At 73.6% G+C, this 14,847-nt stretch carries 15 protein-coding genes and 1 pseudogene; 11 read left to right on the top strand and 5 right to left on the bottom strand.

Annotated elements, in window-relative coordinates; genetic code table 11:
* On the top strand, positions 1-827 hold an 827-nt coding region (dnaB, locus tag JHD21_RS13990), incomplete at its 5' end, for a replicative DNA helicase (RefSeq protein WP_292676429.1).
* A gap of 13 nt (positions 828-840) precedes the next feature.
* On the opposite strand, the gene JHD21_RS13985 is transcribed toward dnaB, so the two are convergent.
* The 4 genes from JHD21_RS13985 to JHD21_RS13970 form a co-directional block, all read right to left on the bottom strand.
* Positions 841-1,482 carry an ATP-binding cassette domain-containing protein gene (locus JHD21_RS13985; protein ID WP_292676427.1) on the bottom strand — a complete coding sequence of 214 codons (642 nt, stop codon included), beginning with the start codon at positions 1,480-1,482 and terminating at the stop codon, positions 841-843.
* Positions 1,479-2,312 carry an ATP-binding cassette domain-containing protein gene (locus JHD21_RS13980; protein ID WP_292676425.1) on the bottom strand — a complete coding sequence of 278 codons (834 nt, stop codon included), beginning with the start codon at positions 2,310-2,312 and terminating at the stop codon, positions 1,479-1,481. Before JHD21_RS13980 ends, JHD21_RS13985 begins: the two co-directional genes overlap by 4 nt.
* Complete coding sequence (locus JHD21_RS13975) at positions 2,305-5,043, bottom strand: hypothetical protein (protein ID WP_292676423.1); 2,739 nt, start codon at positions 5,041-5,043, stop codon at positions 2,305-2,307. The genes JHD21_RS13980 and JHD21_RS13975 overlap by 8 nt, the downstream gene beginning before the upstream one ends.
* Before the next feature lie 88 nt (positions 5,044-5,131).
* A complete protein-coding gene (locus JHD21_RS13970; RefSeq protein ID WP_292676420.1) occupies positions 5,132-5,917 on the bottom strand; it encodes a pentapeptide repeat-containing protein in 786 nt (261 codons plus the stop codon).
* Between the two features lie 132 nt (positions 5,918-6,049).
* Between JHD21_RS13970 and JHD21_RS13965 the strand changes: the two genes are divergently transcribed.
* The 5 genes from JHD21_RS13965 to JHD21_RS13945 all read left to right on the top strand — a co-directional run bounded on the left by JHD21_RS13965 (position 6,050) and on the right by JHD21_RS13945 (position 9,919).
* The gene (locus JHD21_RS13965) at positions 6,050-6,874 is read left to right on the top strand and encodes an ATP-binding cassette domain-containing protein (RefSeq protein WP_292676417.1); all 825 of its coding nucleotides are present in this window, start codon (positions 6,050-6,052) and stop codon (positions 6,872-6,874) included.
* Complete coding sequence (locus tag JHD21_RS13960) at positions 6,871-7,680, top strand: ABC transporter permease (RefSeq protein WP_292676414.1); 810 nt, start codon at positions 6,871-6,873, stop codon at positions 7,678-7,680. Before JHD21_RS13965 ends, JHD21_RS13960 begins: the two co-directional genes overlap by 4 nt.
* 4 nt (positions 7,681-7,684) lie before the next feature.
* Positions 7,685-8,476 (top strand): MerR family transcriptional regulator, encoded by a 792-nt coding sequence (locus JHD21_RS13955; RefSeq protein ID WP_292676411.1) that lies wholly within the window; start codon positions 7,685-7,687, stop codon positions 8,474-8,476.
* Positions 8,477-8,574: 98 nt separating this feature from the next.
* Entirely contained in the window at positions 8,575-9,111 is a 537-nt protein-coding gene (locus JHD21_RS13950) for a SigE family RNA polymerase sigma factor (protein ID WP_292676408.1), read from the top strand.
* Positions 9,104-9,919, top strand: a complete 816-nt coding sequence (locus JHD21_RS13945; protein ID WP_292676406.1) for a hypothetical protein — start codon at positions 9,104-9,106, stop codon at positions 9,917-9,919. The genes JHD21_RS13950 and JHD21_RS13945 overlap by 8 nt, the downstream gene beginning before the upstream one ends.
* A 21-nt stretch (positions 9,920-9,940) precedes the next feature.
* Here the strand turns inward: JHD21_RS13945 and JHD21_RS13940 are convergent, their stop codons facing one another.
* Positions 9,941-11,023: a diacylglycerol kinase gene (locus JHD21_RS13940; RefSeq protein ID WP_292676402.1), complete on the bottom strand. Its 1,083-nt coding sequence runs from the start codon at positions 11,021-11,023 to the stop codon at positions 9,941-9,943.
* A 60-nt stretch (positions 11,024-11,083) separates the two neighbouring features.
* On the opposite strand from JHD21_RS13940, the gene JHD21_RS13935 reads away from it, so the two are divergent.
* The 5 genes and pseudogenes from JHD21_RS13935 to JHD21_RS13915 all read left to right on the top strand — a co-directional run.
* On the top strand, positions 11,084-11,848 hold the full coding sequence (locus tag JHD21_RS13935; RefSeq protein WP_292676399.1) for an SDR family oxidoreductase: 765 nt from the start codon (positions 11,084-11,086) through the stop codon (positions 11,846-11,848).
* 9 nt (positions 11,849-11,857) lie between these two features.
* Positions 11,858-12,145 (top strand): DUF1905 domain-containing protein, encoded by a 288-nt coding sequence (locus JHD21_RS13930; RefSeq protein WP_292676396.1) that lies wholly within the window; start codon positions 11,858-11,860, stop codon positions 12,143-12,145.
* A 29-nt stretch (positions 12,146-12,174) separates the two neighbouring features.
* Positions 12,175-12,591 (top strand): hypothetical protein, encoded by a 417-nt coding sequence (locus JHD21_RS13925; protein ID WP_292676394.1) that lies wholly within the window; start codon positions 12,175-12,177, stop codon positions 12,589-12,591.
* Between the two features lie 87 nt (positions 12,592-12,678).
* The gene (locus tag JHD21_RS13920) at positions 12,679-14,451 is read left to right on the top strand and encodes a SpoIIE family protein phosphatase (RefSeq protein WP_292676392.1); all 1,773 of its coding nucleotides are present in this window, start codon (positions 12,679-12,681) and stop codon (positions 14,449-14,451) included.
* Between the two features lie 10 nt (positions 14,452-14,461).
* Positions 14,462-14,847: pseudogene (locus tag JHD21_RS13915) on the top strand (YibE/F family protein); the annotation flags it as partial.

The following is a 14,847-nucleotide window of genomic DNA, read 5'->3' as shown; positions in this document are numbered from 1 at the left end:
GCGTCCTCGACGAGATCGAGGCGATCGGCAACCGGGAGGCCGGCCTCTACGGCGTCCCCACCGGCTTCGCCGACCTGGACGAGCTGACCAACGGTCTGCACGCGGGCCAGATGATCATCGTCGCGGCCCGGCCCGGTGCCGGGAAGTCGACGTTCGCCCTGGACCTGTGCCGCGCGGCGTCGATCCAGGCCAACATGGCCACCGCGTTCTTCAGCCTGGAGATGACGCGCTCGGAGATCACGATGCGCCTGCTCTCCGCCGAGGCGAAGGTGCCGCTCAACCACATCCGCAACGGCAACATGTCCGACGACGACTGGACCAAGCTGGCCCGCAAGATGGGCGAGGTCTCCAGCGCCCCGATGTTCATCGACGACTCGCCGAACATGACGATGATGGAGATCCGGGCCAAGGCCCGGAGGCTGAAGCAGCGGCACGACCTGAGGCTGATGGTCATCGACTACATGCAGCTGATGACGTCCGGCAAGAAGGTCGAGTCCCGCCAGCTCGAGGTCTCGGAGTTCTCCCGCCAGATCAAGCTCCTCGCCAAGGAGCTCGGGATCCCGATCATCGCGCTCTCCCAGCTCAACCGTGGTCCTGAGCAGCGGTCCGACAAGCGACCTATGTTGAGCGACCTACGCGAATCCGGGTCACTGGAGCAGGACGCCGACATGGTCGTCCTCCTGCACCGCGAGGACATGTACGAGCGCGAGTCGACCCGGCCCGGCGAGGCCGACCTGATCGTGGCCAAGCACCGCAACGGTCCCACCCGCGAGATCACGGTCGCCTTCCAGGGCCACTACTCCCGCTTCGTCGACATGGCGCCCTAGCCGCTCGACCTCCTCAACCGGCGACGACCCGGCCCTCGTCGAGCCGGACCACCCGGTCCGCGACCTCCCAGACCCGGGCGTCGTGGGTGGCGACCAGCAGTGCCGACCCGGTGTGGGCCGCGCGCACCAGCGCCGCCACCACGGCGCTGACATGGTCGTCGTCCTGGTGCCCGGTCGGCTCGTCGAGCACGGCCAGGGTGGGCGCCAGGACGAGCGCGCGGGCGATCGCGGTGCGCTGCTGCTCGCCGAGCGAGGTCTCCAGGACGCCGCGGTGGACGAAGGCCGCCAGGTCGAGCGCCTCGACCAGCTCGCCGTACGCCGCCGCGGGGTCGACCCCCGCGCGGTGGGCCGGGATGCAGACGTTGTCCTCGACCGACAGGCCGGCCAGGAGCCCGTGCTGCTGCGGCACGACTGCGACGACCGACCAGTCCGCGATGTCGACCGCGGGCCGGCCGGCGACGCTGACGGTGCCGCGGTCGGGCGACTCGAAGCCGCCCGCGAGGTGGCACACGGTCGTCTTGCCGGACCCCGACGGTCCGGCGAGCGCCACCAGCTCACCGGGCGCGGCGTCGAGGCTGACGTGGTGGAGCACCTCCACCCGGCCGTCGCCCGCGTCGTAGCCGTGACCGACGTCCCGCACCTCCAGCCCGGTCACGGCCCCACCTCCGGACGCCGCAGCCGGACGCCGTCGCCGTCGGCCTCCACGACCACCCGCCGGTCCGGGAACAGCCCGAGCAGCTCCGGCGGCAGCTGGAGCCGTCCGGTGGCGTCGATGACCGCCGCGGCCGAACGCCGGCCCGAGGTCTCGGTCGACAGCACCCCGTGACGCAGCCGGAGCAGCCGGTCGGCCCGGTGGGTGACCCGGTCGTCGTGGCTGCTGATCACGACGGCGCTCCCGCCCGCGGCGGCGGCGAGCAGGGCGTCCATGACCAGGTCGGCGTTGGCGTGGTCGAGCTCGGCGGTGGGCTCGTCCGCCACGACCAGCGCTGGCCCGCCGACCAGGGCGAGGGCGACGGCGAGACGCTGCTGCTCGCCCCCCGACAGGGTGCCGGGGCGGTGGCCCTCCCGGTGCGACAGCCCGACCGCGGCCAGCGCCTCGAGCGGGTCACCCGCCCCTCGCCAGGCCGCGACCTGGCGCAGCTGGTCGAGGGCGCGCAGGTGGGGGAACACCCCGTCCGACGACCGCTGCGGCACGAACCCGATCCGGCGCCGGCGCAGCCCCCGCAGCTCACCGACCGAGGCGTGCCCCACGTCGCTGCCGAGGATGTGCAGCCGGCCCGCACTCGGCCGGTCGCGGGCGCCCAGCAGGGCGAGCAGGCTGCTCTTGCCGCTGCCGGAGGGCCCGGCCACGACCGTCAGCACCCCGCTGAGCAGCTCGAGCCCGATGCCGCGCAGCGCGTGCGTCTCCCCGGTCGCGGACCTGAAGACCTTGACCAGGTCCTCGCAGCTGACCGCCGCCCCGGCCCCGGGGTCCCGCTCACCCACCAGCACGCAGCACCTCCGCCGCCGGGCGCCGACGGGCCAGCGCGGTCCCGGACAGGAGGGCCAGGAGCACCAGGAGCCCGACCGTCCCGAACAGGGCGAGCACCTCCGGGACGCCGGGTCGGGGCCGGGACACGGGTGGGATGCCGGCGAGCGCGTCGATGCTGCTCGGCGCGAGGACGAGCACTGCGGTGGCCAGGGCCGCCGCCACGATCGCGGTCGCCGCGGCGTAGCCGACCTCCCAGGCGCGGGCCCGGGCGAGCTGGCCCGCGTCGTAGCCCATCCGCCGCAGCACCACGTCGGAGACGGTGTCGCGGGCGGCGAGCCGCAGCACCAGCACGATGCCCGCGCCCAGGGCGAGGACCAGGACCACCCCACCCAGTGCCAGGACGTACGACGCCACCCACGTCGAGGCCACCAGCTCATTGACGATCCGGGCCTGCTCGGAGGTCCGCACCTCGCCGTCAGTCGCCAGTCCGGCCCGCTCGAACGCGGCCCGCAGCGTGGCGGGTGGGTCGTTGCTCCACACCAGCGAGGCGAACGCCCCGGCGTCGGTGGCCGACGCCCCGGGGAGCTGGGGGTCGACGGTCGGCGGCAGCAGCGGGAACAGCATCCGGCGGCTGGCCACGACGGTGACCGTCCCGTTGCTGGCCTCGGAGCCCGGGAAGGCGTCGACGACCCCGATGACCTTGATCGGCACCGAGAACTCCGAGCTGAAGTCCATCGTGGCCTCGTCGCCGACGGCGAGGTCGGTGTCGCCGGCCAGGATGACCGGGATGCCGCGGGTCTCGACGTCGAGCCGGGGCAGCAGCGCCCGGGCCGGATCGAGCTCCCCGGAGGCGCCCCAGTCCGCCACGCCGGCGAAGGTTCGGGTGTCGATCGCCATGAGCGGGCCCTCCCCGAACGTGGGCGGCAGCGACACCCCACGCCCCCAGACGACGGTGGTGCCGTCGACGGGGGGCGTGCTCACGGAGCGCTCGCTGCCCCGGAGGTCGTCGGCGACGGCGTACGTCGTGCGGGCTCCGACCAGCGCGGCGGTCTTGTCCGCCACACCCTGGTCCACGCCACGGCTGACGGTCAGCGTGTAGCCGAACAGCCCCAGGGCCAGGGCGACGACGGCGGTGAGCCCGGTGACCTCGCGGACGACCGGGCCGGTCCGCCGCCCGGCCAGCCACCGGGGGCTGCCCGGCCGGGAAGGCAGACGGAGCCGTCCTCGGAGCCAGCCCGTGCCGCGGGCGACGAGCAGCGCGACGGTGGCGGCGACCAGCAGGGGGAACAGCATGGTGAGGGGCGACCCGCTGCGGTCCTCGGTGTCGAGGGTGACCACGCTGCCGGTCACGACGGCGGTCCCGGCGAGCAGCGCCATCCCCCACGGAAGGGAGCGTCGCCGCCGGCCGAGCCGGGAGAGCTGCCCCAGCCGGTCGGTCGCGAGCGCGGTCGCGGCCGCGGTGCCGGCGACGAGGAGCAGGGCGGCCAGCCCGGCCACGCCGCCGCGCACCAGGTCGTCGGAGGAGATGGTCAGCCCGGCGGCGTCGGGCGGGCCCGCGGTGAGGATGCCGAGACCGGCGAGACCCACCCCCGCCGGGAAGGCCAGCAGGCACACCGGCGCCACCTCCAGGGCCCCGAGGGTCGCCAGCTCGAGGGGGCGGAGGCCGACCCCCGAGCCGAGCAGCTGCTCCCGGCGGCGGTTCAGCCCGACCACCACCCACGCGGCGACCAGGAGGAGCGCGGCGAGCGCCTGGCCACCGATGGCGTAGGGCCGCACCTGGCCGCGCGCGGAGGTCGCCGTGGTGTCGGCGTCCTCGACGAGCTGCGGCAGGCCGGGCGACAGCGACACCTCCGCGGCATCCGGCTCGCCGGACCTGAGCTGGGTGGAGAGCAGGGTGGACTGGTCGTAGGCGTCCTTGCCGAAGGCGGCGATCTCGTCGCTCGCCCGGGACGCCGAGTCCGGGGTGACGTCGGGGTCGAGCCGCAGGTCGGCGGTGAACAGCGGCGCCTCGCCGACCTCGAGGACCAGCCGGTCGAAGGTGGGGCGGGCCGCGATCGCCAGGGGCGTCTCGAGCCCCGGGCGGTCCGGATAGGTCGGCAGGTACCACCGGTCGGCGTCGGGTAGCCCGGCGAGCTGCTCGGGGAGCGACGAACCCGGAGCCGTCTCGTAGGTGCCGAGGAGCACCGTGGGCGCCAGCGTCCGGCTCTCCGACAACATCGCGAACAGCCCGATCCGCACCCGGTCCCCGACCGCGAGGCCAAGTCGATCGGCGACGTCGGCGGCGAGCCAGACGCCGTCGGCTTCGGGGTCCCCGCCGAGGTCGTCGGCCAGCGCCTGGACGGCCCCGTCGCGGTACCAGAGGACCGACACCTCCTGCTGGTCCCCTGCGACGGCGACCGGCTGCACCGAAGGGGTCTGGGCCGTGCCCGCGGCGCCGAGCACCGGCGGCCCATAGGCGGTGAGCGCGTCCAGCCGGTCCAGCACACCGGCGTCCGCCTCGGGGGTCAGGACGGCGTTCCAGGCGACCCGCAGGTCGCCGGACTCGGGGCCGTAGGGGTTGCTCGCGGTGGCGTCGAGCGCGCTCTCGAGCGCGGTCGCGCGGGCGGTGGAGGCGAACAACGGCGGAGCGACCACCGAGGCGACCAGCAGCGTCGCCGCGACCACCATCAGCCCGAACCACCCAGGGGCCCGCAGCAGCCTGGCCGGAGCGGCCCACCAGAGCGCGTGCGCAGCGGCCCCGGTCACCGGTCCACCCTAGGGGCGAGTCGGGCCCCACGCCGATGCCCGGCCGCTCACCGATGGCATCCACGCGGCCGGACCGCGGCCGCCGAGCTCAGCGGAGCCAGTGCCGCGGACGACCGAGTGACGCGGGCAGCACCGTCGCCGGGTCACCGCGCGCCGCGTTGACCTGCGGCTGGGTGAGGAACAGCGTCGTGCTCAGGTCGGTGCCACCGACCTGGGCGTCCCGCAGGTCCGCGCCCAGCAGGTCTGCCAGCCCGAGCCGGGTGCCGCGCAGGTCCGCGCCCACGAGCAGCGCCCCGCGGAGATCCGCACGGGACAGGTCGTGGGCGCGGAGGTCGCGCCCCATCAGGTCGGCCCCGGCGTGGTCGGGACCCGGCCCCCGCCGCTCCCGGCTGACGGCACGCAGGCGTGCTCCCACCCGCTGCCGCCAGCCGTCGACATCGGTGGCCAGGATCTCCGTTGGCGCGGCCTCGACGATCCGGACCAGCTGCCCGGCGAGCGGTTCGGGGTCGCCGGTGAGGGCCAGCAGTGCCAGCATCTCGTGCAGGTGGCGGGTCACCCGGAAGACCGCGAACATCTCGGCGGCGAGATCGGGACGGCCGCGCCAGTCCTGGCCGGAGTAGGTCCGCTGGACGACCTGCTGGCCGGCGCCGAAGCACTCGAAGACGGCGCAGGAGGGGAACCCCCGGCGGGTCAGGTCGTCGTGGATCCCGCACCCGAAGCCCACGACCAGGTGCCGGCAGGGCTCGTCCTGCGCCTTGTCGAGGCCGAAGCCGCCGGCCCGCGAGAACGGCAGCGCCGTGCAGCACAGACCGGCGCACCGGGAGCAGTCGGAGGTGAGCTCCGGCTCGGTGCGCGGGCTGCTGTGGGTGGGCATGCCACCAGTAGACCGGGGGCCGCCGGCGCCCGTCGACCGGCGTCCGTCGACCGGCGTCCGTCGACCGGCGTCCGGCAGCGTGGGCGGATCAGGCTTGACCTTGACGCAGCGTCAACCCCGCACGCTCCTGTCATGAGCAACCCGACCACGGCGATCGAGGTCGCCGGCCTGACGAAGTCGTACGCCGACAACGCCGTGCTCCGGGGCATCGACCTGACCGTGCCCGCCGGCACCGTCTACGCGCTGCTGGGGCCCAACGGCGCCGGCAAGACCACGATGGTCCGCATCCTCTCGACGCTCGTCCGCGCCGACGCCGGCACGGCGACGGTCGGCGGCTTCGACGTCCGACGGGAGCCCGACGGGGTGCGCCGCACGATCGGGGTCACCGGCCAGTTCTCCGCGATCGACGAGCTGCTGACGGGCCGGGAGAACCTGAAGCTGATGGCCGACCTCGCCCACCTGCGGCGCGACGAGGGGCGGGCCCGGGTCGACGAGCTCCTGAGCAGCTTCGACCTGGTCGCCGCGGCCGATCGGCGCGCGGCGACGTACTCCGGCGGGATGAAGCGCCGGCTCGACCTCGCGATGACCCTGGTGAGCCGGCCGCGGCTGATCTTCCTCGACGAGCCGACGGCGGGCCTGGACCCGCGCAGCCGGCGCGACCTGTGGCAGATCGTCCGGCAGCTGCTGGAGGACAGCGTGACCGTCTTCCTCACCACGCAGTACCTCGAGGAGGCCGACCACCTCGCGCACCGGGTCGGGCTGCTCGACGGCGGGAGGCTGGTCGCGGAGGGCACCCCCGCCGAGCTCAAGGCGCAGGCCGGCGGGGAGACCCTCGACGACGTCTTCCTCGCCCTGACCGGGCACGCCGCGACCTCCCTGGACGACGACAGCGACGACGACAGCGACGACGAGAGCGACGACAGCGACGACAGCGACGAGCTGGAGGAGATCCGATGACCACCCTGACGTACGCCGCCCTCGACTCCGCCACGATGCTGGGCCGCAACCTCAAGCACATCCTGCGCTACCCGTCGCTGACCCTGATGCTGATCGGGCAGCCGGTGCTGTTCCTCCTGCTCTTCGTCTACGTCTTCGGCGGCACGATGGGCGCCGGTCTCCCCGGCGGCGCTGCCGAGGTCGGCGGAGCCGAGGGCCGGGCGGACTACCTCGACTACATCGCTCCGGCGATCCTGGTCATGACGGTCGCCTCGGTGGCGCTCAGCACTGCGATCTACATCGCCAAGGACGCGACCGAGGGGATCATCGACCGGTTCCGGACGATGTCGGTCGCCAAGGCCTCGGTGCTCACGGGCCACGTGCTCGCGGCGCTCCTGCAGACCTCGTTCGCGCTCGCGGTGGTCGTGCCGTTCGCGCTGCTGCTCGGCTACCGGCCGGATGCCGGCGTCGTGGGCTGGCTGGGAGCCGTGGGCCTGCTCCTGCTCCTGGCGCTCGCGCTCACCTGGCTGTGTCTCGCCCTCGGCCTGGCGGCCGGCAGTGTGGAGACGGCGAGCAACACCCCGATGTTCCTGGTGCTCCTGCCGTTCCTCTCCAGCGGCTTCGTCCCGACCGACTCGATGCCGTCCGGCCTGGCGTGGGTCGCGGAGAACCAGCCCTTCACCCCGGTGATCGACACCCTCCGGGCGTGCCTGGCCGGTTCGTCACCGGGCGCCGACGGCTGGTGGGCGGTCGGCTGGTGCCTCCTGATCGCCGCGCTGTCCTACGCGTGGGCACGTCGCCTGTTCGTGGCGGCTCGGGCAGGCTGAGCCCGTGCTGACGATCGGGCAGCTGGCGGCGTACGCCGGGGTCACGACCCGGGCGGTGCGGCACTACCACCAGGTCGGCTTGCTGCCGGAGCCGGAGCGGAACCACTCCGGCTACCGCACCTACACCGCTCCGGACGTGGTCCGGCTGATCCGGATCAGGACCCTCGCCGATGCCGGGGTCCCGCTCGCCCGGGTCGAGGAGCTGCTCGCCGCCGACGACGAGGGGTTCTCGACCGCGGTGACCGAGATCGACCGCCGGCTGCGCGCCGAGATCCGGGAGCTCCAGGAGCACCGCCGCCGGATCGCCCAGCTGGCCGCCGGGGACAGCCTGGCGCTGCCGCCGACGGTGACGACCTACCTCGACCGGATGCGGGCACTGGGAGCGCCCGAGGTGATGGTCCAGATGGAGCGCGACGCGTGGATCCTGATCGCCGCCCAGGTCCCCGGCCGGATCGACGAGTTCATGGTCGAGAAGGAGGCCCAGCTCGACGACCCGACGATGCGGCGTTTCCTCAGGGTGATGGGCGAGGCCGTGTCCGGCGACGCTCCCGAGGGCCGGCTCGTGGAGATGGCCGACCTCGTCGTCGAGATGGCCGAGCAGGCGGCGGCCCGCGGCGAGCTCGACGGTCAGGACGACGCCGTGCCGGACCAGTCCTTCGCCGACCTGCTCGACACGGTGGTCCTCACCGCCGGCCCGGAGATGGTGCGGCTCCGGGACCGGCTGCTGGGCCTGATGGAGGAGCGGGGCTGGAGCGGGCTGGTCAGGATGGAGCGGGTCGAGCCGGGCGGAGGGTGACGGCGCACTTTGGTCTCTTCGGTCTCCGCCGACAACCGGACGTGGCCGGACGACGTCTGTCCACCCGTGAGAGCACGTGACCAACGGGGAACGGCGCGGTGAGGCGCTCGGAGCGCGACGCGGAGTTCACCGCGTTCGTCGAGGCCCGCCGCCAGCGGCTCGTGGGCGCGGCGTACCTGTTGTGCGGCGACCCGCACCGGGCCGAGGACCTGACCCAGCAGGCGCTGATGCGTCTCTACCGGGCGTGGCCCCGGGTCGGGACCAGGGGCGGTGAGGACGCCTACGTCCGCCGGGCGCTGGTCAGCGTCAAGATCGACGACTGGCGCTGGCGTGCCCGTCGTCCCGAGACCCCCGTCTCCGAGCACGCCGAGCACGCCGGAGACCCGGGTGCCACGGACGGCGCATCCGCGGAGGACCAGGACGCGCTCCGCACGGCCCTGCTCCAGCTCACCGAGTCGCAGCGGAAGGTCGTGGTCCTGCGCTACTGGCTCGACCTGTCGGTCGAGGAGACCGCGGCCGACCTGCACGTCTCGACGGGGACCGTGAAGAGCCAGTGCGCGCGTGCCCTGGCCCGTCTTCGGGTCCTGCTCGCCCCCGACTTCGTCCCCACTGTCCCAGGAGAACGCCATGACTGACCCGATGACCGACCCGGGATCCGACCTGCAGCTGCGCCGACGGATGACCGCCCTCGTCGATGCCCGGGCGCTGCCGCGCGGTGACGTCGGCGACGACCTCGGCCGAGGACGCCGCAGCCTGGTGCGCCGGCGGCTGGCGGCCGCGGCCGGAGCCGTCGCAGCAGTCTCGGCCGGAGCCCTGACCGCCGCGACGCTGGCCTGGCCCGGCACCTCCGTGCCACCGGTCAGCGAGGATCCCGACCGTGCGCTGTCCGACGAGGCGATCCTCGACGGCTGCCAGCGCCTGGGCCGCGGCATCCTCGCCGACCGCCACTGGGGCGATGGCGTCCGGCTGCTGACGGCGTCCAGCTCGGCGGGCAAGGCCCGGGCGGTGCTGGTCTCCGGCGACGGCGAGCGGTGGGCCGACTGCTGGCTGCGTGGCGACGACGGCACCGGTCCCGGCTGGGTGGCGACCTACCCGATGACGGGAGACCGGCCCGGTGTCCTCTACGAGTTCCGCCCCGGCGAGCACGGGCCGGACGACGGCGTCTACTCGTTCCTCGAGCGCTTCCCCAGCGATGTCGCCAGCGTGACGGTCCGGTTCGACAGCGGGGAGGTCCGGGACGTGCCGGCCGTCGCCGGTTTCGTCGTGCTCCAGGCCGACGGGCTCGAGCCGGGTGTCAACATCGACTGGGTCCGGCTGTACGACGCGGCCGGGGAGCTCGTCGCGGGTCCCGGCATGGGTCCGGGCGACGCCGACCTCCCCCCTGACTACCGCACGCTCGTGCCGCGGGAGCCGATCGCCAGCGTGGGCGTCGACGGTTGGTGACCTGGCGGCGATGCTCCCGGGTCAGTCCGCGGGACCCACGAAGGTCCCGTGCCCGGTCGGCAGTGGCAGGTCGAGCGTGGTCCGGATGCCGGCCTCCGCGGCCAGGACGTCGGGGATGGCGTTCACGATCCGGCCGCACGCGGCCACGATCGCGGCGTGGTTGTGGTCGCCGTGCTCGCTGCTCGGCACCACGTCGACGACGTAGCTCGGCTCGCCGGTGATCTCGATCCGGTAGGACCCGCCGCCCGCGGCCGGCCGGGCCCAGTCGGGGCGGAGGTCGTCGCGGGTCCGGGTGACGTGCTCGACCACGATCGCCGGGTGTCCGGCCACCATGCCGGAGATGGAGAACTTCAGCGCCGCGATCGTCCCCTGCTCGATCCGGCCGGCGGCGATGTCGTAGGACTCCGGTGCGGGCTCGGCCTCCCAGTGCTCGACGATCTCGTCGACCTCGATGCCCAGGCCGGTGGCCATCATCCGGATCGCGGTGCCCCAGGCGAGGCCGAGCACCCCGGGCAGGAAGAGCAGCGGGGTGTCGGTGACCGGCTTGCCGAAGCCCATCAGGTCGAACATGACCTCCGCGCCGTCGTACGTCGCGTAGTCGGCCAGCTCGTAGCACTTGATCTGCTCGATCCGCTGGCAGGTGCTGGCCAGCGCGAGCGGGACCAGGTCGCTGGCGAACCCCGGGTCGACGCCGGTGATGTAGACCGTGGCGTTGCCGGCGCGCGCGGACGCCTCGACCTTCTCGATCACCTTGTCGGGCATGGTCCCCCAGGGGAACTGCAGCGTCCCGGGGGCCGAGCCGACGACGTCGATGCCGGCCTCCAGGAGCTTGCGCACGTCATTGGTGGCCTCCACCGGCCGGGTGTCGCCCATCGCGCAGTAGACGGCGCACTCGGGTGCGGTCGCGATCAGCGTGTCGAGGTCGCCGACCGCTGCGACGCCGGTGACGACGTCGAGGCCGGCCAGCTCGCCGGCGTCCCTGCCCACCTTGTCCGGGGTCGACACGGAGACCGCCACCAGCTCGAACCGGTCGTCGGTGATGAGCTGGCGCAGGGTCAGCATCCCGGCGTTGCCGGTGCCGACCTGCGCGACGCGGATCTTCATGCGATCTCCAGGAATTGGAACGTGTTCTACTTCGTGCGGAACGAAGTTACCCTCTCGGCCATGGGACGTGTCGAGGGCCGTGTTCAGGGGAAGGTCGCGCTGATCAGCGGCGGCGCTCGCAACATCGGCGGGGCCAGCGCGCGGATGCTGGTCGACGAGGGCGCCCAGGTCGTGATCGGCGACCTCCTCGACGAGGAGGGTGCCGCCCTGGCCGACGAGCTGTGCCGAGAGTTCGGGCAGGGTGCTGCCCGCTACGTCCACCTCGACGTGACCAGCGACGAGGACTGGCGAGCCGCGGTCGAGCTGACCGTGCGCGAGCTCGGGAGGCTGGACGTGCTGTTCAACAACGCCGGGATCTTCAACGGCGGCCAGCTCCAGCGCTACAAGACCGAGCAGTGGCAGCAGATGCTCGACGTCAACCTGACCGGGGCGTTCCTCGGCATCCGCGCCGCGGCCGACGCGATGATCGCCTCCGGCGGCGGGTCGATCATCAACACCTCCTCGATCGAGGGCCTCCGCGGCACGCCGTGGGCACACGGCTACGTCGCCTCGAAGTGGGGCCTGCGGGGGCTGACCAAGTCCGTCGCGCTCGAGCTCGCGCCGCACGGCATCCGGGTCAACTCGCTCCACCCCGGCCGGATCAGCACGCCGGCGACCGATGCGATGCCCGCCGACATGATCCCGATCCCGCTCGGCCGCCCCGGCCGGCCCGAGGAGGTCGCGTCGTTCGTGGTCTTCCTGGCCAGCGACGAGTCCTCGTTCGCCACCGGCTCGGAGTTCACGATGGACGGCGGCACGGTGACGGCGATCCCGACCAAGTTCTAGTGTCCTGGCGTGGAGCTGACGTTCTCCGGTGACGTCTGGGAGTGGCGCGGGCCGGCGCCCTACCACTTCGTCTGGGTCCCCGACGACGTCGCCGCGGCCATCGACGACGTGGCCGGGATGGTCAGCTACGGCTGGGGGATGATCCCCGCGGACGTCACCATCGGCGACACCGAGTGGTACACCGCGCTGTGGCCCAAGGACGGCCGCTACGTCGTGCCGCTCAAGGACCGGATCCGGCGGGCCGAGGGCATCGAGCTCGGCATGGTCGTGGACATCTCGCTGTCGATCAAGGTCTGACCTGGGCGCCTCCGGTGCGAGGATGAGGCATGGCGAGGACCCGTCGCGCCCGGCCCGCTGACATCCACGACATCGCGGCCGCCATGCCAGGCGTGAAGCGGGTCGAGGGCGGCCGCGGCGTCTACCAGGTGGGCGGCCGGAGCTTCCTGTTCTTCCGCGGCCCACGTCCCGACGCGGTGGACCCCGACACGGGGGAGCGGCTCACCGACGTCGTGGTCTTCTGGGTCGCCGACGAGGCGGAGAAGCAGGCGATCCTCGCCGACGACTCGTTGCCGTTCTTCACCACGGCGCACTTCGACAGGCACCCCTCGGTCCTCTTGCGCGAGAGCCGGGTCGGCGAGCTCGACCGCGACCAGCTCGCGGAGTTCGTGTACGACGCCTGGCTGGCGCGAGCCGGCAAGCGCGCCGCCCGGGCCTGGCTCGCCGAGCGGGGACTCGTCGAGTAGCCGCACCCACAGGGACCGGCATGGCCCGGACGGGCCAGCCCGTTCGGGTGAGTCCGCCGGGGCGACCCCGTCACCTAGTCTCGGGTGATGCCGCCGCTGGGATCGCCGAGCTACCAGCGACTCCACCGGCTGGCCGAGGTGACCGGTGTCCTGCTCGCGGCCGAGAGCCGCGAGGAGGTCGCCAAGGTCGTCACCGAGCACCTCACCGATGCGGCCGAGGCCGCGATCGGCTCCATCTCGCTGATGCTCGACGACGACACGCTGGCGCTGATCGGGATCCGCGGCGTGACCGAGGGGGTCGCCGCGCAGTGGGCGACCTATCCCGTCTCGGGGCAGAACCCGGCGGCCGAGGCGTGCCGGACCCACGACACCGTGCTTGCCGTCGGCCTCGAGGAGATCCAGCGCCGCTACCCCGATCTGGAGATGGCCAGCGAGGGGGAGCGGACGCTGTTGTGCCTGCCCCTGCTGATCGGTGACGGGCGGTGTGTCGGCGTGCTCAGCCTGTCGTTCGCCGGGCTCCACGAGATCGACCAGGCCGAGATGATCTTCCTGCGCCTCCTCGCCGACACCTGCGCCACCACCATCGACCGGATCGATGCCCAGGCGGCCGCCCGGGACCGGGAGGCGAAGCTGGCGTTCCTCGCGGAGGCGACCGCCGAGCTGATCGGCGACCTCGACTACGAGTCCACGCTGACCGCCGTGGCGGAGGCCGCCGTCCCGTGGTTCGCGGACTGGTGCGCCATCGCGCTCGAGGAGGACGGCTACCTGCGCAACATCGCGGTCGCGCACAACCGCCCCGAGCTCGAGGGGGTGGTCCGCGAGCTGATGCAGAGCTACCCGCCGTCGCCGGACGACCAGGGCGGCAGCTACGAGGTGCTGCGCACGGGGCGGAGCAACCTGGTCCCGGACGTGACCGACGAGATGCTCGTCCTCAGCGCCAAGAACGACGAGCACCTCCGGCTCATCCGGATGCTCGAGCTGCGCAGCGGCATGTCCTGCCCCCTCAAGGTGCGCGAGCACGTCTTCGGGGTGATCACCTGGGTCACCGGTGAGGGCGGGCGCCGGTTCGGGCCCGCCGACCTCGAGTTCGGGGAGGAGATCGCCCGCCGGGCGGCGGTCGCCATCGACAACGCCCAGCTGCACAGCCAGGTGCGGGACGTGGCGCTCCAGCTCCAGCGTGCGGTGCTGCCGGAGGCGCTGCCCCCGGTGGCCGGCTTCGGCGCCGCGGTGCGCTACCTGCCGGCCGGCCGCACGGACGCCGGCGGGGACTTCTACGACCTGGTGCCGCTCGACGGGGAGCGGCTGGCGATGTTCGTCGGCGACGTGATGGGGCGCGGCGTCAGGGCCACGTCGGTCATGGCGCAGATGCGCTCGGCGATGCGCACCCTGATCGCGATCGACCCGCGGCCCGAGACCCTGATGACCGGGCTCGACCGGGTCTTCGACACGCTGCACGTCGACCAGCTGGTCACCACGGTGTACGCCCTGGCCGACGCCGCCGCGGACACGCTCGAGGTGGTGAGCGCCGGGCATCCCGAGCCCCTGGTGGTCCGGTCGGACGGCACGGTCGAGGCGCTGGTGCAGGACAGCACCCTGCTGCTCGGCGTCGGCGGGGGCGAGCGGTCCGTGCTGCGGGTGGCACTGCGCCCCGGCGACGCGCTGCTGCTCTACACCGACGGGCTCGTCGAGCGCCGGGGCGAGGACAGCGACGCGGGGACCGCCCGGCTGGTGACCGCGCTGACGGCGTACCGCTCCGACGACCTGGAGGACTGGCTGACCCGCGTGGTCGAGACCACCCGCGACCCCACCCGCGACGACGACGTCGCGGCTCTGCTGATCCAGCGGGAGGGCGGTCCGTAGGCTCGTCGCCGTGGGCCACGGACACTCGCACCGTGCCGGTCACGACGACGGCGTCGAGGTGGCCGCAGTGCCACGTACGGCGCTGCTGAGCGTGCTCGCCGCCGCACTCGTCCTCACCGTGGTCGGGCTGCTCACGCTCTGGCCCGACGGCGAGGCGGTCGACGAGCTCCGCGGGTCGGTCGACTTCGCCGCCGAGGGGGTGACCTTCCCCGGGGCCACCGTCGACGACGTCGCTCCGGCCTGCGCCTCGCTGACCGAGCCGCGCGACGGCTGCGGGACCCTCGACGTCACCGTCGACGAGGGTGCGGACGAGGGCACCGCGGCCACGGTGGAGGTGCCTCCGCAGGTGAGCGAGGCGGGACTGGAGCCGGGGGACCGGGTCGAGCTCATCAGGAC

Source organism: Nocardioides sp. (assembly GCF_016462705.1).
Classification (GTDB): Bacteria; Actinomycetota; Actinomycetes; order Propionibacteriales; family Nocardioidaceae; genus Nocardioides.
This window is presented reverse-complemented; position numbering and strand designations above follow the sequence as displayed.

Bases quoted from the DNA above. Each gene is read 5' to 3' on its own strand.
- JHD21_RS13970 (WP_292676420.1), bottom strand. From the start codon at position 5,917: ATGCCCACCCACAGCAGCCCGCGCACCGAGCCGGAGCTCACCTCCGAC.
- JHD21_RS13965 (WP_292676417.1), top strand. From the start codon at position 6,050: ATGAGCAACCCGACCACGGCGATCGAGGTCGCCGGCCTGACGAAGTCG.
- JHD21_RS13960 (WP_292676414.1), top strand. From the start codon at position 6,871: ATGACCACCCTGACGTACGCCGCCCTCGACTCCGCCACGATGCTGGGC.
- JHD21_RS13945 (WP_292676406.1), top strand. From the start codon at position 9,104: ATGACTGACCCGATGACCGACCCGGGATCCGACCTGCAGCTGCGCCGA.
- JHD21_RS13940 (WP_292676402.1), bottom strand. From the start codon at position 11,023: ATGAAGATCCGCGTCGCGCAGGTCGGCACCGGCAACGCCGGGATGCTG.
- JHD21_RS13935 (WP_292676399.1), top strand. From the start codon at position 11,084: ATGGGACGTGTCGAGGGCCGTGTTCAGGGGAAGGTCGCGCTGATCAGC.
- JHD21_RS13925 (WP_292676394.1), top strand. From the start codon at position 12,175: ATGGCGAGGACCCGTCGCGCCCGGCCCGCTGACATCCACGACATCGCG.
- JHD21_RS13920 (WP_292676392.1), top strand. From the start codon at position 12,679: ATGCCGCCGCTGGGATCGCCGAGCTACCAGCGACTCCACCGGCTGGCC.